Annotated in this window: 28 protein-coding genes; 16 read left to right on the forward strand and 12 right to left on the reverse strand. The window is 64.2% G+C overall.

Annotated features, from left to right (window positions below; genetic code table 11):
• Positions 1 to 69: 69 nt before the first annotated feature.
• On the forward strand, positions 70 to 657 hold the full coding sequence (locus G6N73_RS10830; RefSeq protein WP_165027420.1) for a YqaA family protein: 588 nt from the start codon (positions 70 to 72) through the stop codon (positions 655 to 657).
• A 21-nt stretch (positions 658 to 678) separates the two neighbouring features.
• Positions 679 to 1,194, forward strand: coding sequence for a disulfide bond formation protein B (locus G6N73_RS10835; protein WP_165027422.1), 516 nt, complete (start codon positions 679 to 681; stop codon positions 1,192 to 1,194).
• A gap of 239 nt (positions 1,195 to 1,433) precedes the next feature.
• Here the strand turns inward: G6N73_RS10835 and G6N73_RS10840 are convergent, their stop codons facing one another.
• The 7 genes from G6N73_RS10840 to G6N73_RS10870 form a co-directional block, all read right to left on the reverse strand.
• Positions 1,434 to 3,068: an indolepyruvate oxidoreductase subunit beta family protein gene (locus tag G6N73_RS10840; protein ID WP_165027423.1), complete on the reverse strand. Its 1,635-nt coding sequence runs from the start codon at positions 3,066 to 3,068 to the stop codon at positions 1,434 to 1,436.
• A 1-nt stretch (position 3,069) separates the two neighbouring features.
• A complete protein-coding gene (locus tag G6N73_RS10845) occupies positions 3,070 to 5,223 on the reverse strand; it encodes a thiamine pyrophosphate-dependent enzyme (protein ID WP_165027425.1) in 2,154 nt (717 codons plus the stop codon).
• Positions 5,224 to 5,504: 281 nt separating this feature from the next.
• Positions 5,505 to 5,987 carry a MarR family winged helix-turn-helix transcriptional regulator gene (locus G6N73_RS10850; RefSeq protein ID WP_165027427.1) on the reverse strand — a complete coding sequence of 161 codons (483 nt, stop codon included), beginning with the start codon at positions 5,985 to 5,987 and terminating at the stop codon, positions 5,505 to 5,507.
• Between the two features lie 121 nt (positions 5,988 to 6,108).
• A complete protein-coding gene (locus G6N73_RS10855) occupies positions 6,109 to 6,900 on the reverse strand; it encodes a cyclase family protein (protein ID WP_165027429.1) in 792 nt (263 codons plus the stop codon).
• A 433-nt stretch (positions 6,901 to 7,333) separates the two neighbouring features.
• Positions 7,334 to 8,008, reverse strand: coding sequence for an amino acid ABC transporter permease (locus tag G6N73_RS10860; protein ID WP_165027431.1), 675 nt, complete (start codon positions 8,006 to 8,008; stop codon positions 7,334 to 7,336).
• An 81-nt stretch (positions 8,009 to 8,089) separates the two neighbouring features.
• Complete coding sequence (locus tag G6N73_RS10865; protein ID WP_165027433.1) at positions 8,090 to 8,884, reverse strand: substrate-binding periplasmic protein; 795 nt, start codon at positions 8,882 to 8,884, stop codon at positions 8,090 to 8,092.
• Positions 8,885 to 8,942: 58 nt separating this feature from the next.
• Positions 8,943 to 10,124, reverse strand: coding sequence for a pyridoxal phosphate-dependent aminotransferase (locus G6N73_RS10870; RefSeq protein WP_246251882.1), 1,182 nt, complete (start codon positions 10,122 to 10,124; stop codon positions 8,943 to 8,945).
• A gap of 128 nt (positions 10,125 to 10,252) precedes the next feature.
• On the opposite strand from G6N73_RS10870, the gene G6N73_RS10875 reads away from it, so the two are divergent.
• The 4 genes from G6N73_RS10875 to G6N73_RS10890 all read left to right on the forward strand — a co-directional run bounded on the left by G6N73_RS10875 (position 10,253) and on the right by G6N73_RS10890 (position 14,349).
• Positions 10,253 to 10,948 carry an FCD domain-containing protein gene (locus G6N73_RS10875; RefSeq protein WP_165027436.1) on the forward strand — a complete coding sequence of 232 codons (696 nt, stop codon included), beginning with the start codon at positions 10,253 to 10,255 and terminating at the stop codon, positions 10,946 to 10,948.
• Positions 10,945 to 12,030, forward strand: a complete 1,086-nt coding sequence (locus tag G6N73_RS10880; RefSeq protein ID WP_165027438.1) for an LLM class flavin-dependent oxidoreductase — start codon at positions 10,945 to 10,947, stop codon at positions 12,028 to 12,030. Before G6N73_RS10875 ends, G6N73_RS10880 begins: the two co-directional genes overlap by 4 nt.
• 49 nt (positions 12,031 to 12,079) lie before the next feature.
• Positions 12,080 to 12,856, forward strand: coding sequence for an HpcH/HpaI aldolase family protein (locus G6N73_RS10885; RefSeq protein ID WP_165027440.1), 777 nt, complete (start codon positions 12,080 to 12,082; stop codon positions 12,854 to 12,856).
• 107 nt (positions 12,857 to 12,963) lie between these two features.
• Positions 12,964 to 14,349 carry a sensor histidine kinase gene (locus G6N73_RS10890; RefSeq protein WP_165027442.1) on the forward strand — a complete coding sequence of 462 codons (1,386 nt, stop codon included), beginning with the start codon at positions 12,964 to 12,966 and terminating at the stop codon, positions 14,347 to 14,349.
• Between the two features lie 51 nt (positions 14,350 to 14,400).
• On the opposite strand, the gene G6N73_RS10895 is transcribed toward G6N73_RS10890, so the two are convergent.
• Positions 14,401 to 14,958 carry an HNH endonuclease gene (locus tag G6N73_RS10895; RefSeq protein WP_165027444.1) on the reverse strand — a complete coding sequence of 186 codons (558 nt, stop codon included), beginning with the start codon at positions 14,956 to 14,958 and terminating at the stop codon, positions 14,401 to 14,403.
• Positions 14,959 to 15,060: 102 nt separating this feature from the next.
• Complete coding sequence (locus tag G6N73_RS10900) at positions 15,061 to 15,729, reverse strand: DNA-3-methyladenine glycosylase family protein (RefSeq protein ID WP_165027446.1); 669 nt, start codon at positions 15,727 to 15,729, stop codon at positions 15,061 to 15,063.
• A gap of 76 nt (positions 15,730 to 15,805) precedes the next feature.
• On the opposite strand from G6N73_RS10900, the gene gluQRS reads away from it, so the two are divergent.
• Entirely contained in the window at positions 15,806 to 16,681 is an 876-nt protein-coding gene (gene gluQRS, locus G6N73_RS10905) for a tRNA glutamyl-Q(34) synthetase GluQRS (RefSeq protein WP_165027448.1), read from the forward strand.
• A gap of 21 nt (positions 16,682 to 16,702) precedes the next feature.
• Here gluQRS and G6N73_RS10910 read toward each other — a convergent pair whose 3' ends face one another.
• Positions 16,703 to 16,990, reverse strand: a complete 288-nt coding sequence (locus tag G6N73_RS10910; RefSeq protein WP_165027450.1) for a hypothetical protein — start codon at positions 16,988 to 16,990, stop codon at positions 16,703 to 16,705.
• A gap of 151 nt (positions 16,991 to 17,141) precedes the next feature.
• On the opposite strand from G6N73_RS10910, the gene G6N73_RS10915 reads away from it, so the two are divergent.
• Positions 17,142 to 18,038, forward strand: a complete 897-nt coding sequence (locus G6N73_RS10915; protein ID WP_165027452.1) for a DMT family transporter — start codon at positions 17,142 to 17,144, stop codon at positions 18,036 to 18,038.
• A gap of 2 nt (positions 18,039 to 18,040) precedes the next feature.
• On the opposite strand, the gene G6N73_RS10920 is transcribed toward G6N73_RS10915, so the two are convergent.
• Positions 18,041 to 18,892 (reverse strand): YihY/virulence factor BrkB family protein, encoded by an 852-nt coding sequence (locus G6N73_RS10920; RefSeq protein WP_165027454.1) that lies wholly within the window; start codon positions 18,890 to 18,892, stop codon positions 18,041 to 18,043.
• Between the two features lie 99 nt (positions 18,893 to 18,991).
• Here G6N73_RS10920 and G6N73_RS10925 point away from each other — a divergent pair, with 99 nt between their 5' ends.
• From G6N73_RS10925 to G6N73_RS10960, 8 genes are all read left to right on the forward strand, one after another.
• On the forward strand, positions 18,992 to 19,825 hold the full coding sequence (locus G6N73_RS10925; protein ID WP_165027456.1) for an SDR family oxidoreductase: 834 nt from the start codon (positions 18,992 to 18,994) through the stop codon (positions 19,823 to 19,825).
• A gap of 26 nt (positions 19,826 to 19,851) precedes the next feature.
• Entirely contained in the window at positions 19,852 to 20,046 is a 195-nt protein-coding gene (locus tag G6N73_RS10930; protein ID WP_165027458.1) for a twin transmembrane helix small protein, read from the forward strand.
• Positions 20,047 to 20,052: 6 nt separating this feature from the next.
• The gene (locus G6N73_RS10935; protein WP_165027460.1) at positions 20,053 to 20,634 is read left to right on the forward strand and encodes a cob(I)yrinic acid a,c-diamide adenosyltransferase; all 582 of its coding nucleotides are present in this window, start codon (positions 20,053 to 20,055) and stop codon (positions 20,632 to 20,634) included.
• 72 nt (positions 20,635 to 20,706) lie between these two features.
• Entirely contained in the window at positions 20,707 to 21,477 is a 771-nt protein-coding gene (locus G6N73_RS10940) for a rhomboid family intramembrane serine protease (protein WP_165027462.1), read from the forward strand.
• Between the two features lie 194 nt (positions 21,478 to 21,671).
• Positions 21,672 to 22,421, forward strand: a complete 750-nt coding sequence (locus tag G6N73_RS10945) for an electron transfer flavoprotein subunit beta/FixA family protein (RefSeq protein ID WP_165027464.1) — start codon at positions 21,672 to 21,674, stop codon at positions 22,419 to 22,421.
• Positions 22,422 to 22,445: 24 nt separating this feature from the next.
• The gene (locus G6N73_RS10950; RefSeq protein WP_165027466.1) at positions 22,446 to 23,375 is read left to right on the forward strand and encodes an electron transfer flavoprotein subunit alpha/FixB family protein; all 930 of its coding nucleotides are present in this window, start codon (positions 22,446 to 22,448) and stop codon (positions 23,373 to 23,375) included.
• 89 nt (positions 23,376 to 23,464) lie between these two features.
• The gene (locus G6N73_RS10955) at positions 23,465 to 23,938 is read left to right on the forward strand and encodes a hypothetical protein (RefSeq protein WP_165027468.1); all 474 of its coding nucleotides are present in this window, start codon (positions 23,465 to 23,467) and stop codon (positions 23,936 to 23,938) included.
• Between the two features lie 254 nt (positions 23,939 to 24,192).
• Positions 24,193 to 25,074, forward strand: coding sequence for a 3-hydroxybutyryl-CoA dehydrogenase (locus G6N73_RS10960; protein WP_165027470.1), 882 nt, complete (start codon positions 24,193 to 24,195; stop codon positions 25,072 to 25,074).
• A 9-nt stretch (positions 25,075 to 25,083) separates the two neighbouring features.
• On the opposite strand, the gene G6N73_RS10965 is transcribed toward G6N73_RS10960, so the two are convergent.
• Positions 25,084 to 25,869: a GGDEF domain-containing protein gene (locus G6N73_RS10965; protein ID WP_165027472.1), complete on the reverse strand. Its 786-nt coding sequence runs from the start codon at positions 25,867 to 25,869 to the stop codon at positions 25,084 to 25,086.
• Between the last annotated feature and the right edge of the window lie 355 nt (positions 25,870 to 26,224).

A 26,224-nucleotide genomic window follows, 5' to 3' on the forward strand; every position in this document is an offset into this window, starting at 1 on the left:
CTCCGAAAAGCGGTTTCCACTTTTCAAGGTCATGCGCTAGACAGGCTCGGCAATCAAACGGGGGCGCGCATGCTTCGGACACTGTACGACTGGACCTTGTCGCTGGCGGCGCGCAAATCCGCCGAATGGTGGCTGGCCTTCATCGCCTTCGTCGAAAGCTCGGTATTCCTCGTGCCGGCCGACGTGCTTTATCTGCCGATGGCGTTGTCCCGGCCCGACCGCGCCTACCGCTACGCCCTCGTGGCTACGGTCGCCTCGGTGCTGGGCGGCATAGCCGGCTGGTTCATCGGCTTCTATGCCTATGAGACGATCGCCCGGCCGGTGCTGGAATTCTACGGCAAGCTCGACGCCTTCGATGCGCTTCGGCTGTCTTCGGGCACCGGCTTCATCCTCCTGATGCTGGTGACGTCCGGCCTCGCGCATCTGCCGCCGATCAAGGTGGTGACCATTCTTGCGGGCGTGATAGGCTTTCCGCTCGGCTGGTTCGTCCTCTCGGCCATCGTCGCGCGCGGCGCGCGTTTCCTGTTCCTGGCCTGGCTGCTGCGCAGCTATGGCGAGCCGATCCGCCATTTCATCGAAAAACGCCTCGGCCTGATCGCCGGGGCCGGCGCGGCCGCCGTTATTTTGCTCTACATCCTCGTCAGATACGCTTTCTGACAGTCAACCTTGGATAATACCATGTCGTCGCTGACAAAACCCACCAGCAGCGTTCAAACTGTGACCGCGCTCATCCTGCTCGTCGCCATGGCGGCCACCGTGGGCATCGCGCTCGGCTTCCAGCACATTGGCGGCTACATACCCTGCAAGCTCTGCCTGGAGCAGCGCTGGCCCTATTATGTCGGCGTGCCGCTGATGGGAGTGGCGGCGATCTCGTCGCACTTTCACTGGCCGGCCTGGATGACGCGCGGCCTCTTGCTCCTCGGCGCGCTGATAATGCTCTACAGCCTTTATCTCGGAATCTTCCATTCCGGCGTCGAATGGGGCTGGTGGGCCGGTCCGGCCGATTGCGGCGCGGTCGCCACCCAGGCCGATACGGGCGGCGCCGGCGTGCTGGACGCCATCAACACGGTCATCCCGCCCTCCTGCGACAAGGCGGCGCTGAGAGTGCTCGGCCTGTCCTTCGCCGGCTGGAACGCGATCGCCAGCCTCGTGCTTGCAATCGTCGCGCTGCGCGGCGCGCTGGGCAAGGCCTGAGTCGATACCGCCTTATTTGCCGGACTTCCTTTCTGGAACCCCCACCCCTAACCCCTCCCCTCAAGGGGGAGGGGGACGACGCCGCTGTTCCGGCCAAGCTGATTGTCTTCGTGTGAGGCGGCAACGTCCAAGATCCCCCTCCCCCTTGAGGGGAGGGGTTAGGGGTGGGGGTAAACCTGCGTGCGATAACCCTGCTGCAAAGTGGAGAACGCAAAAGAATTGCAGCGCGTCACTTCGCCTCAATGCAGCGTCGGCACGCCCGCATCCAGCGAGGCGACGGTCTTCAGCGCGCCGTCGAGCATATCGCCCTTTTCGTCCTTCAGCGCCGCTTCCCGCAGCCGGCGCAGCCAGTCGGCCGCATCCGGCCGCCCGGCAAGCAGCGGCAGGCCCGACAGCACACGATCGAATTTCGACTGCGCGCGCACATGGGTGTCGCTGTAGCCCTTGATCAGCCGCCGGCAGTTCAAGATCTCAACCGCCAGCGCGTAGTCGCTCGCCGCATGGTCGAGCGCCAGCCGGTACCAGCGCTCCAGATGCGCGCGCTCCACCTGATGGCGCAGCAGTTTTCGGCGCCAGCGGCGCAGCCCGCCAATCAGCCACAGCGCGGAGAAGCCGGCCACGCCGTCGGTGCGGATGCGCCGCCCGCGATTGATGCGCCGGTCGATGAACGCCGCGAGCTTCGGGCGGCTTTCGATGTAGCGCCCCAGCCCGGCCGGCAGCGTGCCGCAGAACTCCTCGACGCGCGGATGGAAATATTCGGTGACCTGCAGCACCGAGCCTTCCGCCACCCCGACCTCGCGGCGCACGCGCCGGTCGCGGGTCGAGCGCGTTTTCAGGTCGGCGACGCGGATCATGTCGTCGTAGCACATGGCATTGGCCAGGTGCTTGGCCGCCGCGATCGACAGCGCATGGCCCCGCCCGGCGCGTTCGAGGCCCACGGCCTGGTCCAGCCTGTTCAGATATTCCGCGCCATAGGCGAGGTCCTGATAGTCGACGACCTTTTGCAGGCCGCGCCACGCCATCTCGCGCACCGGTTCCGGATAGGAGTTGACCCGCGCCTGCAGCTTTTGCCAACCCTCGATCAGCGGTCGTGGACCAGCCGGGTTAAGGCGGGCCAAGCCGCCGCTCGACGCAGCGGCCGGCGAATCCCCCTCCCCCTTGAGGGGAGGGGTAAGGGGTGGGGGTTGAGTGGCCGCAAAAGGTTCCGGTTCGCCCGGCTGCTTATTTGCGCCACCCGCCCGCTCATATCCCCCCGCAAACGCGGCCAGGCTGGCCTTCACGCCCCGGTCCGAAGCCAGGATCGTCTTCTCGTAGTTTTCGCGCGCGAATGGCAGCGCGCTGGAACCGGCGAGCGCCCCGAGCAGGCTGGCCGAGATCATCGAGCCGTTCTCGGCGGCGATATTTTCCATGTCGAAGGCGATGAAGCGCTTCGCCGCATTCTCCGCGGTCGCGAGCACTTTGGCCGAAGGCGCCCGCCCATCGCCGGGCTCGATCTTTTCCGACACCGCGGCGATGCGGTGCGAGGAGGCGATCAGCGTGGTGCGGTCGGCCGTCACGAAGCCGCGCATGATTGCGCGCCCCGCCTCCATCAGTTCGGCCGCGATCAATATGTCGACGTCGCCCGGCGAAGGCGACAGCGCGAACACCGGCTGCCGGCCGAGATCGCGGCACATTTCGACGTAGTAGATGGTCGCGCCGGTGCGCTGCGCCACGCCGGCCACCGAGGTCGATTGCGCGAGATAGCCGCTTCGCTCGGCGACATCGGTGATCCAGTCGGCCAGCACGCCGCCGCCCTGCCCCCCGACCGCAAGCACGGCGAGCTTTATGATGCGGCCCTCATCCGCGTTCGGTTCGGTCGGAAGGGGCGCGTTCATTTCAGGCGTCCGCGAAGGTCAGCCGGCGTCGCTCGCGCCAGCCTTGCAGCCAGCCGATCACCTTGCGGCGCTGGCGCTCGGCGAAGCGGTCCCACCGGCCCGGATTGTGCACCAAATCGGCGCGGTAGAAGGACGGGCAGAGCACGGCGGCGTCCGCCACCTCGCCGCAATTGCCGCAGCCAACGCAGCTCTGGTCGATATGGGCTACCGGATCGTCGCGCAGCGGATCGTCGAGCGACTTGACCGACAGCGACGGACAGCCCGAAAGCCTCATGCAGGCGTGGTCGCCGGTGCAGATATCCTCGTCGACGCCGAATTTCAGCTTTACGACGCGCTCACCACCCTTGATCGCCTTGTCGACCAGCGGCTTTTCGCGCCGCTGCCGGTTCAGCATGCATTCCGACGAGGCGACGATGACCTTCGGCCCCTTCTCCTCGGTCGTAAGCGCCTCGCGCAGCGTGTCCCGCATCTTGCCGACATCGTAGGTGCGCTCGAGGTGGCGCACCCATTTGACGCCCATGCCCTTCACCGCCTCGGTGATCGGATGTTTCGTCGCTTTGGAGCGGTTATCGGCTCGCGACGACAGGATGTCCTGGCCGCCGGTGGCGGCGGAATAGAAATTGTCGACGATGACGATGACGCCGTCATTCCGATTGAATACGGCGTTGCCGATCGAGGAGGTCAGGCCGTTGTGCCAGAAGCCGCCATCGCCGACGAAGGAGATCGACCGCCGCTCGGCGTCGGGCGAATTGAACGCCGAGGCAGAGGCGGGGCCGAGGCCGTAGCCCATGGTGGTCGCGCCGAGTTCGAAGGGCGGCATGATCGAGAACAGGTGGCAGCCAATGTCGGAGGCGATGTGGTGCGGCCCGAGTTCCTGTTCCACGAGCTTGGTGGCGGCGAAGATCGGCCGCTCCGGGCAACCGACGCAAAAACCCGGCGGGCGGCCCGGCACGATCGCGGCGAGGTCGGTGATCTCGTCGGCATTGCCGGTGCGGTTTGGCGCGCGGATCTGCACCGGCAGCATCTGCGGCGCGGCCTGGCGCAGGAACGCGCTCACCCCGTCCAGCATGACCTGCCCGGTATATTCGCCTGCCATCGGCAAAAATTCCTTGCCGGAGATTTTCGTGCCGCGCCCGGCCTTGTGCAGCATGGCGGCGAAAGCCTGCTCGATGTAATTGGGCTGGCCTTCCTCGACCACCAGCACCTCGTCTTTGCCCTCGCAGAAGCGCAGGAACTCGTCGTCGATCAGCGGATAGACGGCGTTGAGCACATAGATCGGCACCTGCGTTTCGCCGAAATTGTCGGCCAGTCCCATGCGCTCCAGCGCCCTTATGACGGCATTGTACATGCCGCCCTGGCAGACGATGCCGACCCTGGCATCTTGCGGCCCGAAGAACTCGTTGATCTCTTGCGACTTGATGTATTCGACAGCGGCCGGCCAGCGCTTCGCCACCTTCTCCTTCTCGTGCAGGAAGGATGCAGGCGGCAGCACGATGCGGCCGGTGTCGCGGCGCGGCGAGGACAGCGCGTCGGCGACCGTCATTGCCGGGCGCTTGTTGTCCCTGGCGGTGAAATGGCCGTGGACGTGGCAGCAGCGGATGCGGACCAGCAGCATCACTGGCGTGTTCGACGCCTCCGAGAGCTCGAAGCCGTGCTCGACCGCCTTCACGATCGACGGCAGGTTCGGCCGCGGATCGAGCAGCCAGACCTGGCTTTTCATGGCGAAGGCGTGGCTGCGCTCCTGCATGATCGAGGAGCCCTCGCCATAATCCTCGCCGACAATGATCAGCGCACCGCCGGTGACGCCACCGGAGGCGAGGTTGGCCAGCGCGTCCGACGCGACATTGGTTCCGACGGTCGACTTGAAGGTGGCGGCGCCCCGGATCGGATAGTGCACCGAGGCCGCCAGCATGGCGGTCGCGGTCGCCTCCGAGGCGCTCGCCTCGAAATGCACGCCGAGTTCGCCCAGAATATCCTGTCCGTCAGCCAGCACGTCCATCAGATGGCTGATCGGCGCGCCCTGGTAGCCGCCGACATAGCCGACGCCGCATTCGAGCAGCGCCTTGGTGATGGCCAGAATGCCCTCGCCCGAAAACTTTTCGCCCGCCCCCAGCCGGAGCTTTTCGACTTCCTTCGCGAAGGATCGTTCAGCCATGGCAGGCCTCCATCATTTGGCGAGGCGGTTTGGCGGCATCTTCTTCCCGTAAACGGCAGTGCCATTGCGTATGCGTCTTACCCCCACCCCTAACCCCTCCCCTCAAGGGGGAGGGGGACCGCATCACCGCTACGGCCGAGATCAATCGTCTTTTGCGATGGGCGGCAGCGTTGAAATATCCCCCTCCCCCTTGAGGGGAGGGGGTACCTTCCAGGGCAAGACGGCAACCAGGGACCACCGAACGCAGTGGAGGGGGCAACATGGCAGGCTTATCCATCACCCTAAATCTCGTGCTTCCGGATGTTACGCAGCATCTTTTGCAGCGTCACGATCAGCGCCGAATATTCGGCCTCGTCTATGCCCGCGAACATCTTCTCGAATTCCTCGTGCATGGCCGGCCAGGCGCGGGCGAATTCGGCGCGGCCGTCGTCGGTCAAAAAGACCTTGCGCACGCGGCTGTCGTCCTCGCAGGCCTCGCGCCGCACCAGCCCCTGCGCCTCCAGCGCATCGAGCGTGCGGCTCATTGTCGACTGCTCGATCACCGTATAGACGGCGAGGTCGTTGACGGTGACCCCGTCGGCCACCGAGAGCACGGCAAGCGCCCTCACCTTGGGCACGGTCAGCCCCTGCTTCTTCAGGTCGTCGCGCAGGCTGGCATTGTAGCGGCCCATGATGCGATTCAACAGATAAGGCGCGAATTGTTGCAGCCCGATCTCGCCCAGCGTCGATGCGCGCGGTTTCTTCTCGGGAACGCTCTGGTCCATCACAGCCTCCCCGCCGGCAGATAGCCGGAGCCGCCTAACCTTGCGCCGGGATGGAAGGCGCAGAGAAGCGCATTGCCGCCGCCAACGATGATGTGGTCGGGCGCGCCCATCGCAGCGGTGCCTAGCCTCGCGGCACGAGCGCCAGCACCCGTGTCGGGCTGCCGGTGCCGTTCTCGATCTTGAGCGGCGCCGCGATCAGGATCGCGCCTTTCGGCGGCAGCCTGTCGAGGTTGCACAGACTCGCCAGCCCGTAGCGGTTGGCCTTGTGCATCAGGCTGTGCGCCGGGAATGGCGGCTGCATGCCGCCGGCCTGGCCGGCGTCGGTGCCGATCGTCTCGCTACCCCAGCCGATGGCGCCGGTCGAGATGATGTATTCGATCGCCTCGGCCGTCGGTCCGGGCGTGTGCGGGCCGGTGTCGTTGGCGTTCAGGAACTCGGCTTCCGAACCGTTCTTCTTGTACCAGTCGGTGCGCATCACCACCCATTCGCCGGGCTTGATCGGGCCATGCGTTCCTTCCCACGCCTTGATGCGGTCGACGGTCAGCAGGAAGTCGTCGTCGGCGGCCGCTTCCTTCGAGCAGTCGATGACATTGACCGGCGCGACGAAATTCTTCGGCGCGATCGTGTCGGTCGAACCGTCCGCATAGTCCTTGCCGGTGATCCAGTGCTTGGGCGCGTCGAAATGCGTGCCGGAATGCTCGCCGAGCTTCAGCCAGTTCCACGCCCACCACGGACCCTTGTCGTCATAGGCGGAGATCTTGTGGATCTCGATCTTCGGCGTATCGACCGCCAGTTCCGGCGGCAGCTTGATCAGCGGCGTGTCCGGCCCCAGCACCGCCGACAGGTCGACCACCTCGACACTGCCCGACAAGAGATGCTCGGCCAGATCGCCCAGAATGTTCTGCGTTCCCATTGTCTTCGTCTCCCTCTTCCTCTGGATGCATGGCAAGGCTCGTCTCGGCCCTTAATCTTTCACTAAAGCAAAACATATGCATCTGCAATTATCTTTAAGCATAAAGCAAACAAGGCAGGGCGGTGAGCGGCGGCGAATCCAGCCAGATGGCCGGATCCTGCCTGGATTTCTCACAGGGTCTCGACCTGTTCGCTCGCCTCACAAAATGCATGCAAATGAATTGAAATCGCACGGGGCTGGAATTCGATCCCGTCGGCATACGCGCGAACTCACCGCGGCGATCCAAAATGCGCGAAACGCAGGTTCCAGAAGCATTGTGCACAAATTGCACACGGCAGCGGCAGGTAGCGAACGCTAAGCTGTTGATCCTGAACAGCAAAGATCGTGTCATCGCCGGACCATGGCGCGATTTTATCCCCGCCCCTGCTGAGCCTCACCGGCTCCTGGCCTGCGCCCGGCTTTCCAGATGCGACACCAGGCGGACCAAAGGCCACAACAAAATCAGGTAAATAAGCGCCGCACTGATCAGTGGCGAAGGGTTTGCCATCAGCGCCTGGGCGTCGGTCGCCTGCTTCAGGAGGTCGGGCATCGCGACCACCGAGGCCAGCGACGTATCCTTGGCGATTGCCACGCAATTGCTGGTCTGGGCGGGTGTGGCGATTCGCACCGCCTGCGGAATGACGATCTTCCACAGCGCCACCGGAAACGGCAGGCCGAGCGCGCTCGCGGCCTCGAACTGCCCCTTGGGGATGGCCTCGACGCCGGCGCGGAACACCTCGGCCGTATAGGCCGCAAGCACGATCGACAGCGCGAGGCCCGCCGAGACGAAGGAACTCAGCCGGATGCCTACGAACGGCAGCGCGTAGTAGATCACGATCAGCACCACCAGGATCGGCAGGGCGCGGAAAATATCAATGAAACCAATGGCAAGCCAGCGCAGCGGCTTGGCTCCATAGAGCCTGGCGATGCAGATCGCGACGCCGGCGAGCCCACCGAAAACGACGGCGGTGATGGTCAGGAGGATCGTGTTTCCCAGCCCGCGGATGAGCATGGGAAAGGTCGCGGCCATCACTTCGGTATTGAAGAAGGTCGCCAGCAATTCCGTCATGAGCCTGGATTCCGTTGAGGTCGCGCCCGCCCCGGGCCGCAAGGAGGAGCCCGAAAGCTCCTCCCGCGGCCCCCGCTCCGCTTACTGCGCCTTTGGAATGTCGAGAACCGTGACCGTCGCGGTGCCGTCCGCAGCGTCCACGCCCAGCCACTTGCTGTGCAGCTTGGCCATGGTCCCGTCATTCTTGATCTCGGTGATTGCGGCGTTGACCTTTTCCAGGAGCGGATGGTCCTTGGTCATCATGATGGCGAATTGGTCGCCGGTCTTGATGCGCTCGTCGACCTCCATCTTGGGCATTTTCAGGAAGGCGAACTGAAAGCCCGCGATGTCGCCGACCGCGCCGGCCACACGGCCGAGCTGCGTGTCGAGGATCAGATCCTGCTGGGCGTTGTAGCCCTTATATTCGCCGAACCCGTATTTCTCCGCATTGGCCTTGATCCAGGCTTCGCCCGTCGAATTGGAGATGGCGCCGACCGGTTTGCCCTTCATGTCGGCGAGGCTGGTTATGCCGGCTTCCTTGGCCGAGACCAGCGCCAGATCGCTGTCGTAGTAGCCTTGCGTGAACGACTGGTTCTGCAGCCTTTCATTGGTGATTGAGATGGTCGAGATGGCAAGGTCGATGCGCTTCGAGCTCGTCGCGGCAAACAGCGCCTGGAAGCCGAGATCCTGGATCGTGACGTCGTAGCCGATGCGCTTTGCGATCTCGTTGACGAGATCGACTTCGAAGCCTTCGAAGCTGCCGTCAGTGTTCTTGAACTCCCATGGCGGATTGGCCGGATAGGCGCCGACATTCAGCGTCTCGGCGACTGCGCCGTGGACCAGGCCGGCGGCAAGAACGGCCGCCGCAGCGATGGACTTGATGAACCCCTTTGTCATTCTTGTTCTCCCGGTTTTTTCGCGAAGGCCCATTTCCTTCGTGAATTTCACTGCACTTTCATGCCGCCAACAGCGCCACGATGCGCTTGCAGGCTTCCTCGATCTCAGCCGGATCGCGGCAGACGCACATGCGCATATGCGCCTTCGACGCTTCGCCGAACAGCCAGCCTGGCGCCAATCCGACCCGCGCTTCCTCCAGGAAGCGCTGGCAGATCTCGGTCGAATTCTGTTCGCCTTCGACGCTGAAGAAGACATACATGCCGCCAGCAGGCTTGGTCGGCAGGACGATGCGGTTCGCCGCCCCGAGGATGCGGTAGGCGATGTCGACGCCTTCGCGGCAGCGGTCGCGCGTCGAGGCGGCGAACGCCTCGCCCTCCTCCAGTGCGACTTTGGCGCCGGCCTGCACGAAGGCGGCAGTGCCGCTGTTCATGTATTGCGTGATCGCCGAAAACGGCTTTGCGACGGATGCCGGGTGGGTAAGCCAGCCGATGCGCCAGCCGGTCATCGCCCAGGCTTTGGAGAACCCATTGACGCTCATCACCCGGTCTTCGTCATCGGCGACCTGAAGGATGGAAGGCGCTGCCTCGCCGTGGAAATAGAGCCGGTTGTAGAGTTCGTCGCTGATGATCCAGACGCCGCTCTCGCGGCTGAATTCGAGCAGCGCCTCCAGTTCTTCGCGCGTGGCGGTCCAGCCCAGCGGATTGGACGGCGTCGAGAACATGATGGCGCGGGTGCGCGCATCGCAGGCGCGGTAGATGTCCTCGAGGTCGAGGCTCCAGCTTCCGTTGACCTGTTTCAGGAATACCGGGCGCGGCTCGGCCCCGATGACGTGGATGGCGTTGCGGATGTTGGGCCATTGCGGCTCGATATAGACGACGTTCGAGCCCATCTCAGCGACGAGTTGCAGGGCCATGAACACCGACTGCATGCCGCCCGGCGTTATCGTCGAGCGCACCACGGGGATGTCGCGGCCGTGTAGCCGCGACTGGTACTCCGACAGCACCTTGGTCAAAGCGGGCAGGCCGCGCATGTCGGGAACGTAGAAGGTGTCGCCCTGGTCGAGCGAAGCTTTGGCGGCGGCGCGGATGAACTCCGGCGTCACCACATCGCCCTCGCCATACCAGAGCGTGATGACATCCGGGATCGACTGGGCGCGCACCGCCATCTGGGCGATGTTTTCGACCTGCAAATCCATGATCTGCGGGCGAATGCCGGCATAGGCGAGCCTTTGGCCAGTCATTCCCTTTCGTGCCAGCATCATAGCTCCGCTGCGGTCGCCCAACTCCCGAACGCTACGTGGATACTGTATCCATTTCAAGCTTGAAATTAATTTTTGCCTTGGCCATAGTCGCGCGACCAGGAGGCGCCGTGTCCAGTGCAGTGAGGAAGATCGCCCAGCCCGAAAGCATGCGCACGCAGATCTACGAGAGCTTGCGTCTCCGCCTGCAGGGTTCGGAATTCACCACGGACGACCGGCTGGTCGATACCGAGATCGCGAAGGAGTACGGCACTTCGCGCATGCCGGCGCGCGAAGCGCTGCTGGCGCTGATGTCGCAAGGCTTTCTCAAGCAGACCAGCCGCGGCTTCGTCATCCCCGTGCTGACGCCGCAGGATATTCGCGACATTTTCGAGATCCGCCGGCTGGTCGAGCCCGACGCCGCCGCGCAGGCCGCCCGGAGCATGACCGACGCCAACATTGCCCGGCTCGCCGCTGCCCGGCAGATGGCGATGGAGGCCGGCCGGAGCGGCGACGCCAAGGCGCTGATGCTGGCGAATATGGAGTTTCGCAGCGTCTGGATCGAAGCAGTGCCCAATCCGCGGCTGCGCTCGCTGATCGAGAGTTTCTCCGACCATGCCCAGGCGGTCCGCATCGCAACGCTCAAGGAAGCGGACAGCCGGGGCGTGGTGCTGGACGGCATCGACCAGTTGATGAAGGGTTTTGCCAATCGCGACGGCGACGCGGTGAAGGCGCGCCTGGCGGCCTTCATCAAGGCCGCCGAGGCGATCTACTTTCGCGGCTTGGAAGGCGGGAACGAGACGGCCGCCGCGAAGGGTCGCTCATGACCCTGACCGCCGCCAACGAGAACCGCATCAAGCTCGGCGTATTTTCGACGAATGCCGATGGCGGGCTGGCAATCACCAAAGTACCGGAGCGCTGGACGGCGACGTGGGCCGGCAACGTCGAAGCCGCCCGCATCGCCGACGAGGCGGGCCTCGACTTCTTCCTGCCGATCGCCCGCTGGGCGGGCTTCGGCGGCGAGACGCGTTCGCGCGAATGGTCGTTCGAGACCTTCACCTGGGCCGCGGGCCTTACCGCGCTGACCAGGCGGATCACCATCTTCTCGACTGTGCACGTCCCGCTCGTCCATCCCGTCTACGCAGCCAAGGCGCTCGCGACGGTCGACCACATCGGCAATGGACGGGCCGGGCTCAACATCGTCTGCGGCTGGAACCCCGCCGAATTCGCGATGTTCGGGGCGACGCCCGACGAAAAGGGTTACGACCGGGCGGCGGAATGGATCGAGATCGTCAGCCGCGCCTACGCCTCCGACGAGCCGTTCGACTTCGACGGCGCCTATTATCGGCTGAAGGGCGTGGTCAGCAAGCCGTCGAGCGTGCAGCAGCCGCGCCCGGTGACCATGAATGCGGCCTTCGGCGCGCCGGGCCGCGACTTTGCTGCCGCGCATTGCGATTTCCTGTTCTCGACCTTCTCCGACATCGAGGACGGCCGCAAACATCTGGCCGATATCCGCACACGGGCAGCGGCGGCCGGCCGCGCGGTCGGGGCCTATACGGTGGCGCATGTCGTGTGCCGCCCGACCCAGGCGGAAGCGGAGGATTACTACGACCGCTACGCCCTGCGCGAAGCCGACGAGGCGGCGGTCGACAACCACATGGCCGGCAAGAAGCAGTTTTCCGCCTCGCACGACCCGCACGCCTATATCCAGTACCGGCAGCGCTTTGCCGGCGGCGCCGGAACCTACCCGCTGATCGGAACACCAGAGCGCATAGCCGAGGTGATCGGCCGCATCTCCGTCGAAGGCTGGGAAGGCATGGCGCTCAGTTTCGTCAACTACACCGATGAGCTTCCCTATTTCTGCACCGGCGTTCTGCCGCTCCTGCGCGAAGCCGGCCTGCGGGCGTGAGCCTCGAGCCGGCCTCGCAACATTGCTCAACATTCGATCGGACGCATCCATGTTCAACACCGAGGCTCCCCTGCTGAAACGGCGGCTCAGCGAAGGCGGCAAGATGGGCGTATTCTGGTTCGCCCTCGGCAGCCCCGCTCTGGTCGAACTCGCGATCTCGTGCGGCGGAGACGCCGTGGTGCTGGACATGCAGCATGGCCTGTTCGACCGCCGAGACCTCGAGGCCGCGGTGGGCTGTGTGCCGCCATCCATCCCCTGCCTCGTGCGGATCGAGGATGACAGCGCTGCCGCGGTCTCGCGCGCGCTCGACGCGGGGGCCGAAGGCGTGCTCGTGCCTATGGTAGAAACAAGCACGCAAGCGGCGGCGGCGGCCGCCGCCTGTCACTTTCCGCCCAAGGGAAACCGCTCCGGCGGCGGAGTGCGCCCGCTGGCCGATTTCGGCGCCTACCGCCGCGCCGCGGACGAGGCGATCACGGTCGGCGTCATGATCGAGACGGCGAGAGGCGTCGCAAATGCCGGGGAGATTGCCGCCGCGCCCAATGTCGACTTCGTCTTCATCGGCAGCGGCGACCTCGCTCTGTCGCTGGGCAGCGACGGCGCGGCGCTCGAAGAGGCGTTGCGTACGGTCCTCGAAGCCTGTGTCGCAGCCGACAAACCGTGTGGTGTCTTCACCGTGAACGCCGAGGAAGCTTCGAGGCGCGCCGGCCAAGGCTTTTCCATCACCGTGGCGGCCAATGATCTGTCGGCGGTGATGGCTGCGTTCGAGGCTTCGTACCGCACGTTCAAAACGGGCGACACATCGGAGCGCGACGCCCGCAGGGCCTAGCGCGACAGGCGCTCTTTCCTTTACGCTTTCGGCAACGTCGCCCTATATCCCAGGGAGGGAACGCGCCTGAAGCCGGGGGCGTCGGCGAGCGCTAGGGGAATTTTCGAATGGCAAGAACGAGGGACCGTCAGCGCCGCGAAAGCGAGTTGCGGCTTCGCCTTGCCATCCGGGCGGCTCATATCGGCATCTGGGACTGGGATCTGGAAACCGGCGAGATAACCTACTCGCCCCGCGCTCGCGAGATCTACGGTTTCGCGCCCGACCAGACGATCACGCGCGAGTTGGTGGCGTCTGCCACGCATCCTCGCGATCTGGCGACAAATACCGAGCTGACGCGCCGTGCGCTCGACCCGGCGACCCAGGAAAAGACCGCGTCTTATGAATACCGCATAAGGCGGCTCGACACCGGCGAGGTTCGCTGGGTGGAAGCCTCCGGCGAAGCCATGTTCACCGAGGTGGAGGGCAAACGGACGGCTGTCCGCTATCTAGGGACCTTCCAGGACATAACCGACCGCAAGAGGAGCGAGACGGCGCTCGCCAACAGCGAAACACGTCAGCGCCTGGCGATCGACGCTGCCCGGATGGCCGTATGGGACTATGATTTCGCCACAGACACATTTCGCGGCTCACCCGAACTGAACCGCATTTACGGCTTCGAGCCGTCGGTAAATCCGACGGCGGAACAGCTTCGCGCCTGTTATGGGCCGGGCGAGCAGGAACGGGTGCGCGAGGCTGCCGAGAAGGCGATAAGGGACGGCGAGAGGCAGATCGAGGTCGAGTTCCAGTGCCGGCAACCGGGCGGCGACACGCGCTGGGTCCTGCTCCGGGCGGAAGTGACGCTCACCGAGGACGGCTCCTACGATCGCGCCATCGGCGTTCTGATGGATATCGATGCAAGGAAGCGCAGCGATGAGCGCCAGGCCCTGCTTTTGCGGGAACTGAACCACCGGGTGAAGAATTCGCTGAGCGTGGTGCAGTCGCTCGCGGCACAGTCGTTCCGGGGCGACAATGCCAAGCCGGAGGCCGTGCGCGATTTTCGCGACCGCATCCATGCGCTGGCGAAGGCCAACGATGTTCTCTTGCAGCAGGACTGGGTAGCCTTCAGCCTGCCCACCCTGATCGGGCAGATCGTCGAGCCTTATCTCGATCACCATCACCAGCGGTTCGTCATCGAGGGCGACAATCTCGATTTGCCGCCGTCGCTCAATGTCCCGGTAGCACTCGCGCTGCATGAACTGTGCACCAACGCGGCGAAATTCGGTGCGCTGTCGTCTGATGTCGGCCATGTCGAAATTCGCTGGCGGCAGGTCAGCGGACATATCGAACTCGACTGGTCCGAACATGGCGGACCGCCGGTCGCCGCTCCGCAGAACGACAGTTTCGGCACGCGGCTGATCTCGAAAGTGCTGGCCTCGCAGATCGGCGAGGTGGAACTGAGCTTCCCCGAAAGCGGGGTCAGGTGCCGCATGCGCTTGCGGGCGGGTCAGGGTTGACCGGTCTACCGGCTGGAAGGCCGCTGGGCGGCGCCCCAGCGAACCAGAAGCTCACGGCTCCAGTTCGACATCCCAGTAGAGATAGTCCATCCAGCTTTCATGCAGGTAGTTGGGGGGAAAGCGCTTGCCGTTATTGTGCAAATCGTGGACGGTCGGATGATAGGGCTTCTGCAGCGGCCACATCTTGGCTTGCGCCGGCATCAGCCCGCCCTTGCGCAAATTGCAGGGCGAGCAGGCCGCGACAACGTTCTCCCAGGTGGTTGCCCCGCCGCTGTGGCGCGGAATGACATGGTCGAAGGTAAGATCCTCGGAGGTACCGCAATACTGGCACTGAAAACGGTCGCGCAGGAACACGTTGAACCGGGTGAAGGCCGGGTGGCGCGACGGCTTGACGTAGTTCTTGAGGCTGACGACGCTGGGCAGCTTCATCGAGAACGATACCGAGGAGACCGAGCGGTCATATTCGGCGACGATGTTGACCCGGTCCAGAAAGACAGCCTTGATCGCGTCCTGCCAGCCCCAGAGCGACAGGGGGTAGTAGCTGAGCGGGCGGTAATCCGCGTTCAGCACCAGCGCTGGAAGCCCATCCGGAGATACGGCGACCGTCACCTGAATTTACCTCCTTGGTTACGAACCGTTCGGCAGCGATACTGTAAGCCGGAGATGACAAGGATGTGAAGCGGCTTCACAGTTACACAAGACTGCAAAAAGTCAGGAAATAGCGGCTTTTTGATGAGTTTGGACGGGTGGAGCACCGTCACGGCCCCGCGTTTCGCGATAATAGGCCCAAAAAAGCCTCGCCGCGACGCCCCGCCAGGGCGCCCATGATTCGGCCAGCGCGATCAGAGCTTTCTCGCCCGGACGCGGCTGGAGGCCGAGCGCATGGCCGACCGCGCTTTGCAGCGCGACGTCGCGCGCCGGGAAAATGTCGGGGTGGCCGGCCGAAAACAGCAGGTACACTTCCGCCGTCCACGGGCCGATGCCCGGCACCGCCACCATCCGCCTGATCGCGTCATCGGCGTCCAGGCCGCAGAGATGGTGAAGGTCGAGACCGTCGCCCACTGCCTGCGAGACGGCGAGCAGCGTGCGCTGCTTTGGCCGGGAGAGTCCCGCCTCGCGGAACATGCCTTCGCCGGCCGACAGGATCGCCTCCGGCGTCAGCGGATCGACCAGCTTCGTCAGCCGCCCGAAGATCGCATCGGCGCTGGCGCGCGAGACCTGCTGCGAAACGACGATCGAAACGAGGCTCGCGAAGCCGGGTTCGGAGAGGCGCAGCGGCACCTCTCCGGCCGCCGCGCGCACCGGATCGAGGCGCGGGTCGGCCGAGCAAAGCGCGTCCAGCCCGTCCAAAACATCGCTGAGCGTTGAAATGCGGCGCATCGCGTCCTCTTGTTCCTGATCGGCCGGCAACGTAGCAATCGGGTGGAATTGCGCACAACCCGGTTTACGCAGACTGATGAACACTCCTGTCTTTCGCTTTGCGCCCAGCCCGAATGGCGAGTTGCATCTCGGCCATGCCTATTCGGCGCTGCTCAACGCCAGGCTGGCCGAACGGATGGAAGGCAGGCTGTTGCTGCGCATCGAGGACATCGACCTTGCGCGCTGCACCCCCGAATTCGAGGCGGGCATCTATCGCGACCTGGCGTGGCTCGGCATCGAGTGGGAGCGGCCGGTGCGCCGTCAATCCGAGCATTTCGGCGACTATGAAGACGCACTGAACCGGCTGATCGCCGAAGAACTCGTCTATCCCGCCTTCATGAGCCGCGGCGAGATCCGCGCCTTTATCGCGGACACGGAGAAACGTGGCAGGCTGTGGCCGCGCGACCCTGACGGCGTGCCTCTCTATCCGGCCTTCGACAAGGCGCTTTCCAGGCGCGAGCGCGAGCGCAGGATGGCCCACGGCGCTCTATTTGCGTGGCGCCTGGACACGGACGCGGCGAGGGCGCGCCTCGGCGACCGGCTGTCATGGACCGAGTTTTCCAGCGAGGAATTGTCCGGCTCGGAACAGATCGAGGCGCGCCCGGAGCAATGGGGCGACGTCGTGCTCGCCCGCAAGGAAATCCCGACCAGCTATCACCTCTCGGTGGTGATCGACGACGCGCTGCAAAGCGTGACCCATGTCGTTCGCGGCCGCGACCTCTATGCAGCCACCGGCGTTCAGCGGCTGCTCCAGGAACTCTTAGACTTGCCAGCGCCGCGCTATTTCCACCACCGGCTGATCCTCGGACCTGATGGCCGCAAGCTTTCGAAAAGCCTCGGCGACAGCGGGATAGCGGCGCTGCGCGAGCGCGGCGCAAGCGCAGCGGATGTCCGGAAGATGATCGGCATTTGAGCGGAACGATTGCCGCCGCCGTCATGAGCGGATGAGAACGCCTTTGAGAACCGCGAGCACGGCGATGACCACAAAGGCGCCGCCCAGCCCCGTAGCCACCGCGCGGGTCAGGTCGCGCAAATTGATGCCCCATGAGTTGACAGCAACGATAGCGATGAAGAAGCCGGCAGTGAACAGCACCATATTGCCGATGGGACCGAAGCCGTCGTCACGCATGATCGCGTGGAGAGCCGATCCGAAGAACAGCGCCATGACGATGACGCTCACCACGGCCATCATCAACCATGAAGTTTCGAGATTCCAAAGCATGCCCGGTCCTTTCACAGTCCCCGACAGCGACGTCCCTCGAACCCCCCGGTTCAATATATTAGAAGCTATGCATCAACCCTTTCGCTTTGCTTGCCGGAATAATTCGCATTAGAGCTTTCGCCGCTCTCTTCCCTCGATCGGCCGGTTCTTCATGACAATTCCCAAACGGCTCGTTCCGGCCACCTTCGTCGTGCTCTGGGCGACCGGCTTCATCGGCGCCCGCTACGCCATGCCGTGGGCGGAGCCGTTCACTTTTCTGGCGGCGCGCTTCGTGCTGGCCTTCGCCATCCTGGGCGTGATGATGCTGTTGCTCGGCTCGCGCAAGGCCAGGCCGCGTGAGGCGCTGCACGCCGTTGCAGCGGGCGCGCTCATGCACGGCGTCTATCTCGGCGGCGTTTTCTGGGCGATCCGCCAGGGACTGCCCGCCGGCCTGTCAGCGTTGATCGTCGGCTTGCAGCCGCTGATCACCGCATTGCTGGCTGGCAGGCTGCTCGGCGAAGAGATCCTGCCCCGACATTGGGCCGGTCTGGCGGCGGGTTTCGCCGGCGTGGTGATCGTGCTTTCGCCGAAGCTCGGCGCAATGAGCGGCGGCGTGACCTGGCCGATGCTCGCCGCCTCGTTCATCGCCGTCGCCGGCATGAGCGCCGGCACGATCTGGCAGAAGCGTTTCGGCGCTGGCGGCGACATGATCACCGGGACTTTCTGGCAGTATGTCGGCGCCGCCGCCATCATGGCTCTGTGCTCGCTGGCATTCGAAACGCAGACCTTCACCCTCACCGGCGAACTGGTCTTCGCCATGGCCTGGCTGGTGCTTGTGCTGTCGATCGGCGCGATCTTCCTGTTGATGGCGATGATCCGCGAGGGCGAGATGTCGAAGGTTTCTTCGCTGTTCTACCTCGTGCCGGCCGTCACCGCCGTGATCGCATGGGTGCTGTTTGGCGAGGATTTGACGCTGGTGCAGATATTCGGAATGGCGCTGGCGACGTTGGGCGTCGGCCTCGCCACTGCGCGAAAGCCGGTAAACAAATCCGGACCGCCGGCGGAATAGATCTAGCCGCCAACGCGGGCGCGGGCTTCCAGATAGCGGCTGATCGAGGCGTTGAGCTCCCCGCCCAGGATGAAGATCAGAGAGACGATGTAGAGAAAGACGACCGCGACCATGATCGAGGCGAGGCCCGCATAGGTGGTCACGTAGGACGAAAAGCGGTCGAGATAGGCCGCGAAGATCGTCGATCCGATAAGCCAGGCGATCAGCGTGAAGATGATGCCGGGCACGATCGCCGTAAGGCGACGCCTTCCGGCGGGCAGCCAGTAATGGACGGCGAACAGCCCCAGCACAATCACTGCGGAGGCGATGACGTAACGCCACAGCGTGATGGTGCCCATATAGGGCTCGATCCAGTCGAAATTGGCGACCGCCAGCCGTGCGAGCAGCGGCGCGAATACCAGGAGCACGCTGATTGCCAGGAACCCAGCCGTGGCGATGAGCACGAAGACCAGGCTCTGCACGCGACGGAAGATGAAGGAGCGCGTCTCGGTGACCCGGTAGGCGCGGTTGAGCGACGTGCGCAGCGCCTCGATACCGTTGGATGCGAAAAAGGCGGCGAGCAGCACACCGTAGGTCAACAGGTCGGTACGCTGGACGGTCAGCACATTGATGACTTCGCGGGCGATCGGTTCGGCAATCTGGTCCGGCCAGGTGTCGAACACCAGATGGACGGCGGTGTCCGCGAACGCCTGCGCGCCGAGAAAGCTGGCGAGCGTCGTGGCGAAGATCAGAAATGGAAACAGCGCCATCAGCGCGGTGATCGCAAGATGGCTGGCCATCGACCAACCGTCATCGTCGTTGAAATGGCCGAGCGCATCGGAAAGCACGCGCCGAACGGCTACGATCTTCCGCATTGCGCCTCCATCCCGTAGCTCCCGTCGATTGTTTCCCGGCCGCGAATATGGGAAGGGATTGCGGCGATTGGCAACCCGTGGCGGAACTACGTACACCGGATGAAAAAGTTGCGCACGATCATCGTCACAGGCGCGTCCTCCGGCATCGGGGCCTACTGCGCCCGCGCGTTGAGGGACGAGGGCTGGCGGGTGTTCGCCACGGCGCGCAAGCCGGAGGATATCGCAGCGCTCGAAGCGGACGGCATCGAGACGTTTTACCTCGACTATCGCGAACCCGACTCGATCGTGGCGCTGGTCGCCGCCGTGCTTGAACGGACAGACGGCCGGCTTGACGCGCTCTACAACAATGGCGCCCATGCCCAGCCCGGCGCTGTCGAGGATTTGCCGGTAGAAGCGCTGCGGGAGCAGTTCGAAGCCAATTTGTTCGGCTGGCACGACCTGACCCGGCGCATCGTGCCGGTCATGCGGGCGCAAGGCCATGGCCGCATCGTCCACTGCTCGTCGATCCTCGGCCTGACGCCGGTGAAATGGCGCGGCGCCTACGCGGCATCGAAGCACGCGCTGGAAGGGCTGATGCTGTGCATGCGGGCGGAACTGCAGGGCTCGGGCGTCCACGTCTCATTGATCGAGCCGGGGCCGGTGGAATCCAGAATCGCGACGAACGCCCTTGCCTGGTTCGAAAAGAACATCGACCACGAGAATTCGGTGCACCGCGAAGCCTACCAAAAGCAGCTTGCCCGGCTGAGGGCCGGCGGCTCAAAGTCGCGGCTGAAGCTCAAGCCGGACGCCGTTTATGCGGTATTGCGCCACGCCCTCCTGTCGCGGCGGCCCCGCCCGCATTATGTTGTCACCCTGCCTGCCAGGATCGGCGTGATTCTGAAACGCATCCTGCCGGCTTCCCTGTTCTATCGCGTGCTCGCATCCCAGGCCTGACGCGGCTCAATCGACCGGAGACCCGGATGGAAACCGTCTTCAACATCCTAGCCATGATAGTGATGGTCGCGGTCGTGGTCGTGCTGCTGCGCGGGCTGGTCAATATGATGCGCGGCGGTTCGGGCATGACCTCCAACAAGCTGATGCAAATGCGGGTGTTCCTGCAATTCGTCGCGCTGGTTCTGATCCTGATCGCTGCCTATTTCGCCCGGCGGATGTAGAAAGCGATGGTAAAGCTCAACAAGATCTACACCCGCACCGGCGACGACGGCACGACCGGCCTTGGAACCGGCGCGCGGCGGCTTAAGTCGGACATCCGCATCGACGCCTATGGAACGGTCGATGAAACCAATGCCTGCATCGGCATGGCGCGCGTCCACACCGCCGGCTCTCATCCGGAAATCGACGCCATGCTCGGCCGCATCCAGCACGATCTTTTCGACCTCGGCGCGGATTTGTGCGTGCCCGACGAAGGCAAGCCGCTCGGCTACGAGCCGCTGCGCATCGTTGCTTCTCAGGTCGTGCGCATCGAGGCCGAGATCGACCTCTTGAACAAGGACCTGCAGCCGCTGCGCTCCTTCGTGCTCTCGGGCGGCTCGCCCGCCGCTGCCGCCCTGCATCTCGCCCGCACTGTCGCGCGCCGTGCCGAACGCATAATGGTCGCGCTGGCGCAGGACCCGCAGGAACACGTCAATCCGGAAGGCGTCAAATACATCAATCGCGTCTCCGATTTTCTGTTCGTGGCGGCGCGCGTGGTCAATGACAATGGAAACGCCGATGTGTTATGGGTTCCGGGCAAGAACCGCTGAGATATCCTTGAGCAATTCCACCTCTGGCGGGCAATCGGCACGGCTATACCGCAGGGGGAGCGGCGCGAAACAATGTTCATTCCGCTCCACGACGCCAACAGCCTGAAGTACATCAAGCTGCAATATGTGACGTTCGGCCTGATCGGGCTGAACGTGCTGGTGTTTCTGGTCACCGGGCTCGGTTCCGAAGAATTCACCGGCGCCGCGGTCTATGGCCTCGGCTACATCCCGTCGGTTGCTTTCGACACAGTGGAGCTTTCGCCCGAACTGGTCATCGTGCCCGAAGACCTGACCTACGTCACCTATGCCTTCCTGCATGGCGATTTCTTCCACCTGGCCGGCAACATGCTGTTCCTCTGGGTGTTCGGCGACAATGTCGAGGATGCGCTCGGGCACTTCCGCTTCCTGGTGTTCTACCTGCTCTGCGCGATCGGCGGCGCGGCGGTGCATGGCTGGATCGCGCCGGATTCCCAAATACCCCTCATCGGAGCCTCCGGCGCGATAGCCGGCATTGTCGCCGCCTATCTCATCCTTCATCCGCGGGTGAAGATATGGGTGCTGGCCTTCGGGCGAATTCCGCTGCGCATTCCGGCCTACATCACGCTCGGCCTGTGGATCGCCTTCCAGTTCACCATGCTGGCGCTGGGCGGCGAGGACCAGATTTCCTGGGCTTGCCATGCCGGCGGCATCGTCACAGGCGCGGTGCTGGTGATGATCCTGCGCCGCCGCGATGTCCCGCTTCTCGACAAGGAAGTCGTCACGCCCCGCGCGGTGAAGGTCGAGCAGCCGAGCGCCGTGCAGCCGGTCGAGGCGCAGCCCGCCCCCCGCTGGGGACGGCAGTGATTCAACCGATTTGAGCAGCAGCCGGATATTGACGCGCCGATTGACGCTGACTAGGGTCCGCCGCGCTTGCGGGAGCCGGCAAGTGCGCAGGTCAGTTTCCGTATTTCCGCCCTTTATGTCGTCAATCGACAAACGGACCGAGCCTCGCTCTGCTAGTGAGCGCTCCAAATTTTCATCAGAGAGGTGAGAAGCACATGAAAGTTCTCGTCCCGGTCAAGCGGGTTGTCGACTACAACGTGAAAATCCGGGTCAAGTCGGACGGTTCGGGCGTCGAGCTTGCCAATGTGAAGATGTCGATGAACCCGTTCGACGAAATCGCGGTCGAAGAGGCGATCCGGCTCAAGGAAGCCGGCAAGGCTGACGAGATCGTCGTCGTTTCGATCGGCCCCCAGCAGGCGCAGGAGACGCTGCGCACCGCGCTCGCCATGGGCGCCGACCGCGCCATCCTGGTCAAGACCGACGGCGAGACCGAACCGCTCGGCGTCGCCAAGGTGCTGAAGGGCGTAGTGGAAGCCGAACAGCCCGGCCTCGTCATCCTCGGCAAGCAGGCGATCGACGACGACGCCAACCAGACCGGCCAGATGCTTTCGGCGCTGCTCGGCTGGAGCCAGGGCACCTTCGCTTCCAAGATCGAGATTGTCGGCGACAATGCCCGCGTGACGCGCGAAGTCGATGGCGGCCTGCAGACGGTCGAGCTGAAGATGCCGGCCATCGTGACCACCGATCTGCGGCTCAACCAGCCGCGCTACGCCTCGCTGCCCAACATCATGAAGGCCAAGAAGAAGCCGCTCGACGAGAAGACTCCTGCCGATTTCGGCGCCGATGTCGCGCCGCGCCTCACCGTCCTCAAGACCGAGGAGCCGGGCGGCCGCAAGGCAGGCGTCAAGGTCAAGACCGTCGCCGAACTGGTGGACAAGCTCAGGAACGAAGCCGGCGTGCTGTAGTCAAAGGCGATAGGAGCAAACAAAATGGCTATTCTTCTGATTGCCGAACATGACAATGCATCGCTGTCCGAGCAGACCGCCAAGGCGCTGACGGCAGCACTCAAGATCGGTTCCGACGTCGACGTTCTGGTGGCGGGCAAGGGCGCCAAGGCGGCCGCCGACGCCGCCGCGAAGCTGAAGGGCGCCAGGAAGGTGCTGCTGGCCGAGGCCGACGAACTCGAGCAGCGCCTTGCCGAGCCGCTGGCCGCACTCGTCGTCTCGCTGGCCGGCGGCTACGACACGATCGTTGCGCCGGCGACCTCATCGGGCAAGAACGTCGCCCCGCGTATCGCGGCGCTGCTTGACGTCGCGCAGATCTCCGAGATCATCGAGGTGCTCGCCCCCGACACGTTCAAGCGTCCGATCTATGCCGGCAACGCCATCCAGACGGTCAAGTCGGGCGAGGCGAAAAAAGTGATCACCGTCCGCACGGCTTCCTTCCAGGCGGCCGGCGAAGGCGGCTCGGCCCCGGTCGAAACGGTTGCGGCCGCGGCCAATCCCGGTCTCTCGACCTTCGTCGAGAACAGGCTCTCGGAGACCGACCGCCCCGAACTGACCTCGGCCAAGATCATCATTTCGGGCGGCCGCGCGCTCGGCTCCTCGGAGAAGTTCCAGGAGGTCATCCTGCCCGTCGCCGACAAGCTCGGCGCGGCGGTCGGCGCTTCCCGCGCCGCGGTCGACGCCGGCTACGCGCCGAACGACTGGCAGGTCGGCCAGACCGGCAAGGTCGTGGCGCCCGACCTCTACATCGCATGCGGCATCTCCGGCGCGATCCAGCATCTCGCCGGCATGAAGGATTCCAAGGTGATCGTCGCCATCAACAAGGACGAGGAGGCGCCGATCTTCCAGGTCGCCGATTACGGCATCGTCGGCGATCTCTTCGTCATCCTGCCGGAACTCGAAAAGGCGCTGTAGGCGACGCTGAACACTTGTAGCAAAAGGCCCCGTTTCGAGTTGATCGGACGGGGCTTTTTCTTGTCTCCGACGGAAGCCGCGATCCCGCCATGAACCCCTCCGACAACCCGTTTGCCGATGATCCGGACCGCCACGCCATCTGGGAGATGCTGGTGCGCCGCGACATCGACGCGTTTGTCGCGGCCGACTGGGCGATGGTCGCCGGCGATTTCGACGAGGAGCGCTTTCTCGGCATCCATGCGCACAATTCCCTCGATCCCGACGGCTGGAGCGCCGGTTTCCCGACGCTTGCCGCCTACCGGACCGAGTGGCTGAAGCAGGCGGCGGAAACCGCCGCGACGAGTTATGCCGAGCCGCTGGCCGAGGCGATCTTGCGCGCCACCACCCTGCGCGAGATTGACATCACCGGAGATGTTGCGCTGGCCCGCAAGAAGTTCGACGGGATGATCCGCAAGGCAGACGGCGGCGCGGACCGCCTGAACTGGCAGACGCTCTATTTCTGCCGCCGCGCCGCAGGCCGCTGGAAGATCGCCGGCTTCGTCGGTTACCTAAAATACCGCTGACCTCGCCAGCCATCGGCTGTCTCACAAGGCCTTGCTTTGACTTTAGACAAGCGATGCGCAAAATCTTTGCGCCGGACTAGACGGCCCCGTTCTGTCCTTCTAGTTTGCACTGCACAAAAAACGGGCGTCTGAAGCCCTGGAGCCTGTTCATTCCGATGGCATCGGAATGGGGCTCCAATTATTATTGGCCCGCATGATCTTTGTCCGAAAAGTCTGCAACTTTTCGGGATCATGCTCTAGACGGGATCGGTGTGATGACCAGCAAAATCGACATGATCGGCATTATCGGCGCGGGCCAGATGGGCAGCGGCATAGCGCATGTCGCCGCGCTCGCGGGCTACAAGGTTTCGCTGTTCGACATTTCCGGCGAGAGCATCGAAAAGGGCATCGCCACGATCAGCGGCAACATGGCCCGGCAGGTCCACGCCGGAAAGCTCGACGACAAATTGCGCCAGCAGGCGATGGCGCGCATTTCCGCAGCCCCTTCCATGTCGGATCTGGCCGGCGCCGACCTCGTCATCGAGGCCGCGACCGAGGACGAAACCGTCAAGCGCAAGATCTACAGCCAACTCTGTCCGCAGTTGAACCCGGAGGCGATCCTCGCCACCAATACTTCTTCCATCTCGATCACGCGGCTGGCCTCGGCGACCGACCGGCCCGAGCGCTTCATCGGCATCCATTTCATGAACCCGGTTCCGGTGATGAAGCTGGTCGAGCTGGTGCGCGGCATCGCCACCGAGAACTCGACCTTCGAGACCGCCAAGGACTTCGTCCACCGCCTCGACAAGACCGTCACCGTGTCGGAGGACTTTCCGGCCTTCATCGTCAACCGCATCCTGCTGCCGATGATCAACGAGGCGATCTACACGCTTTACGAAGGCGTGGGCTCGGTCGAGGCGATCGACACGGCCATGAAGCTCGGCGCGAACCATCCGATGGGTCCGCTGCAGCTCGCCGACTTCATCGGCCTCGACACCTGCCTGTCGATCATGCAGGTGCTGCATGACGGACTGTCGGATTCCAAGTACCGGCCCTGCCCGCTGCTGGTGAAATATGTCGAGGCCGGCTGGCTCGGCCGCAAGACGGGCCGAGGCTTCTACGACTACCGCGGCGAGCATCCCGTCCCGACCCGCTAACGGCCCCCGTCAATGCAGAACCTGCCGCCGCTCCGCCTCGGCGGCGCCGGACAGTTGCACACGGTTGCGGCCAGCCTCCTTGGCCTCGTAGAGCCGCTGGTCGGCGATGCGGAAAAGATCGCTGAAATCGATCCGCGCCTCGTAGACCGCGCCGCCGACGCTGACCGAAAGAGGGCAGCGAGCGCCGTTGGGCAGGAACGCCGCCTCGGCGATAGCGCGCCGGATGCGCTCGGCGACGTCGGCCGCGTTCACCTCGTTCGCGCCAGGCAAAAACACGCCGAATTCCTCACCGCCGAGCCTGCCGACAAGATCGCCGCTGCGCACCGAGGTGCGGATCGCGCGCGAGATGATGCGCAGCGCCTCGTCGCCCTGGCCATGGCCGAAGCGGTCGTTGATCGACTTGAAGTGATCGGCGTCGATGACCAGCAGCGCGCCGGCGCCCTCTGGCTTCCTGCCGCCGGCCCGCAGCAGCCGCTCGTCGACCTGCGACGAGAACGCGCCGCGGTTGAGGCACGAGGTCAGGCTGTCAGTCGAGGCCAATACGTTGAGCTTATAATTGACGATCTTCAGTTCGCGCAGCTTGAGCGTCAGGTAGAAGAACAGCGGCCCGGCGAGGGTGACCGGAATGATCGCCGCGCTGATCATGCCCTGGCGAAGGGCGTCGGGCGCGAAGTTGCGGAATGCCACGTAATTGAAGGCCAGCGACACGGCCATGCAGCCGAGCGTGCCGAGCACTGTCCAGCGCGCGAGCTTGATCCAACTGCGGACTGATATCTTCCTCAGATCGGTTGCCAATGGCGGGGGCTCCAGACTTCCGTTAGGTAAGCCTTACCAGCCTGCGGTGAACAGAGGGTTAGCGGGCTAACGAGTGATGCCTCCCCTTATGACCTCTGTTTCCATGCGCGGCATTTCCGTTCCCGCGCCGTTCGGCCGGGTTGATGAGGAAGGTCCGGGAAGACGGCGATTCTGTCCGTTCCGCTGCCCCTCCAGCCTTGCGCTATCCCGTCTCTTATAGTTCGTTGATTTCGTTTCGCGCCTTTTGAACCCTCATTTTCTTAAGCCGGCCATCAATAGAGTCGACTGACGTGTACTTTAGAGCTACAGCGGATCGGAGATTGTCCCCAAGCCTTCTCTTTATCGTGTACGAATT

Origin of the sequence: Allomesorhizobium camelthorni, from assembly GCF_011045125.1 — a bacterium.
Classification (GTDB): domain Bacteria; phylum Pseudomonadota; class Alphaproteobacteria; order Rhizobiales; family Rhizobiaceae; genus Allomesorhizobium; species Allomesorhizobium camelthorni.

Coding starts and splice junctions, on each gene's coding strand:
- G6N73_RS10830 (WP_165027420.1), top strand. CDS start 70: ATGCTTCGGACACTGTACGACTGGACCTTGTCGCTGGCGGCGCGCAAA.
- G6N73_RS10835 (WP_165027422.1), top strand. CDS start 679: ATGTCGTCGCTGACAAAACCCACCAGCAGCGTTCAAACTGTGACCGCG.
- G6N73_RS10840 (WP_165027423.1), bottom strand. CDS start 3,068: ATGAACGCGCCCCTTCCGACCGAACCGAACGCGGATGAGGGCCGCATC.
- G6N73_RS10845 (WP_165027425.1), bottom strand. CDS start 5,223: ATGGCTGAACGATCCTTCGCGAAGGAAGTCGAAAAGCTCCGGCTGGGG.
- G6N73_RS10850 (WP_165027427.1), bottom strand. CDS start 5,987: ATGGACCAGAGCGTTCCCGAGAAGAAACCGCGCGCATCGACGCTGGGC.
- G6N73_RS10855 (WP_165027429.1), bottom strand. CDS start 6,900: ATGGGAACGCAGAACATTCTGGGCGATCTGGCCGAGCATCTCTTGTCG.
- G6N73_RS10860 (WP_165027431.1), bottom strand. CDS start 8,008: ATGACGGAATTGCTGGCGACCTTCTTCAATACCGAAGTGATGGCCGCG.
- G6N73_RS10865 (WP_165027433.1), bottom strand. CDS start 8,884: ATGACAAAGGGGTTCATCAAGTCCATCGCTGCGGCGGCCGTTCTTGCC.
- G6N73_RS10870 (WP_246251882.1), bottom strand. CDS start 10,124: ATGACTGGCCAAAGGCTCGCCTATGCCGGCATTCGCCCGCAGATCATG.
- G6N73_RS10880 (WP_165027438.1), top strand. CDS start 10,945: ATGACCCTGACCGCCGCCAACGAGAACCGCATCAAGCTCGGCGTATTT.
- G6N73_RS10885 (WP_165027440.1), top strand. CDS start 12,080: ATGTTCAACACCGAGGCTCCCCTGCTGAAACGGCGGCTCAGCGAAGGC.
- G6N73_RS10890 (WP_165027442.1), top strand. CDS start 12,964: ATGGCAAGAACGAGGGACCGTCAGCGCCGCGAAAGCGAGTTGCGGCTT.
- G6N73_RS10900 (WP_165027446.1), bottom strand. CDS start 15,729: ATGCGCCGCATTTCAACGCTCAGCGATGTTTTGGACGGGCTGGACGCG.
- gluQRS (WP_165027448.1), top strand. CDS start 15,806: ATGAACACTCCTGTCTTTCGCTTTGCGCCCAGCCCGAATGGCGAGTTG.
- G6N73_RS10910 (WP_165027450.1), bottom strand. CDS start 16,990: ATGCTTTGGAATCTCGAAACTTCATGGTTGATGATGGCCGTGGTGAGC.
- G6N73_RS10915 (WP_165027452.1), top strand. CDS start 17,142: ATGACAATTCCCAAACGGCTCGTTCCGGCCACCTTCGTCGTGCTCTGG.
- G6N73_RS10920 (WP_165027454.1), bottom strand. CDS start 18,892: ATGCGGAAGATCGTAGCCGTTCGGCGCGTGCTTTCCGATGCGCTCGGC.
- G6N73_RS10925 (WP_165027456.1), top strand. CDS start 18,992: ATGAAAAAGTTGCGCACGATCATCGTCACAGGCGCGTCCTCCGGCATC.
- G6N73_RS10930 (WP_165027458.1), top strand. CDS start 19,852: ATGGAAACCGTCTTCAACATCCTAGCCATGATAGTGATGGTCGCGGTC.
- G6N73_RS10935 (WP_165027460.1), top strand. CDS start 20,053: ATGGTAAAGCTCAACAAGATCTACACCCGCACCGGCGACGACGGCACG.
- G6N73_RS10940 (WP_165027462.1), top strand. CDS start 20,707: ATGTTCATTCCGCTCCACGACGCCAACAGCCTGAAGTACATCAAGCTG.
- G6N73_RS10945 (WP_165027464.1), top strand. CDS start 21,672: ATGAAAGTTCTCGTCCCGGTCAAGCGGGTTGTCGACTACAACGTGAAA.
- G6N73_RS10950 (WP_165027466.1), top strand. CDS start 22,446: ATGGCTATTCTTCTGATTGCCGAACATGACAATGCATCGCTGTCCGAG.
- G6N73_RS10955 (WP_165027468.1), top strand. CDS start 23,465: ATGAACCCCTCCGACAACCCGTTTGCCGATGATCCGGACCGCCACGCC.
- G6N73_RS10960 (WP_165027470.1), top strand. CDS start 24,193: ATGACCAGCAAAATCGACATGATCGGCATTATCGGCGCGGGCCAGATG.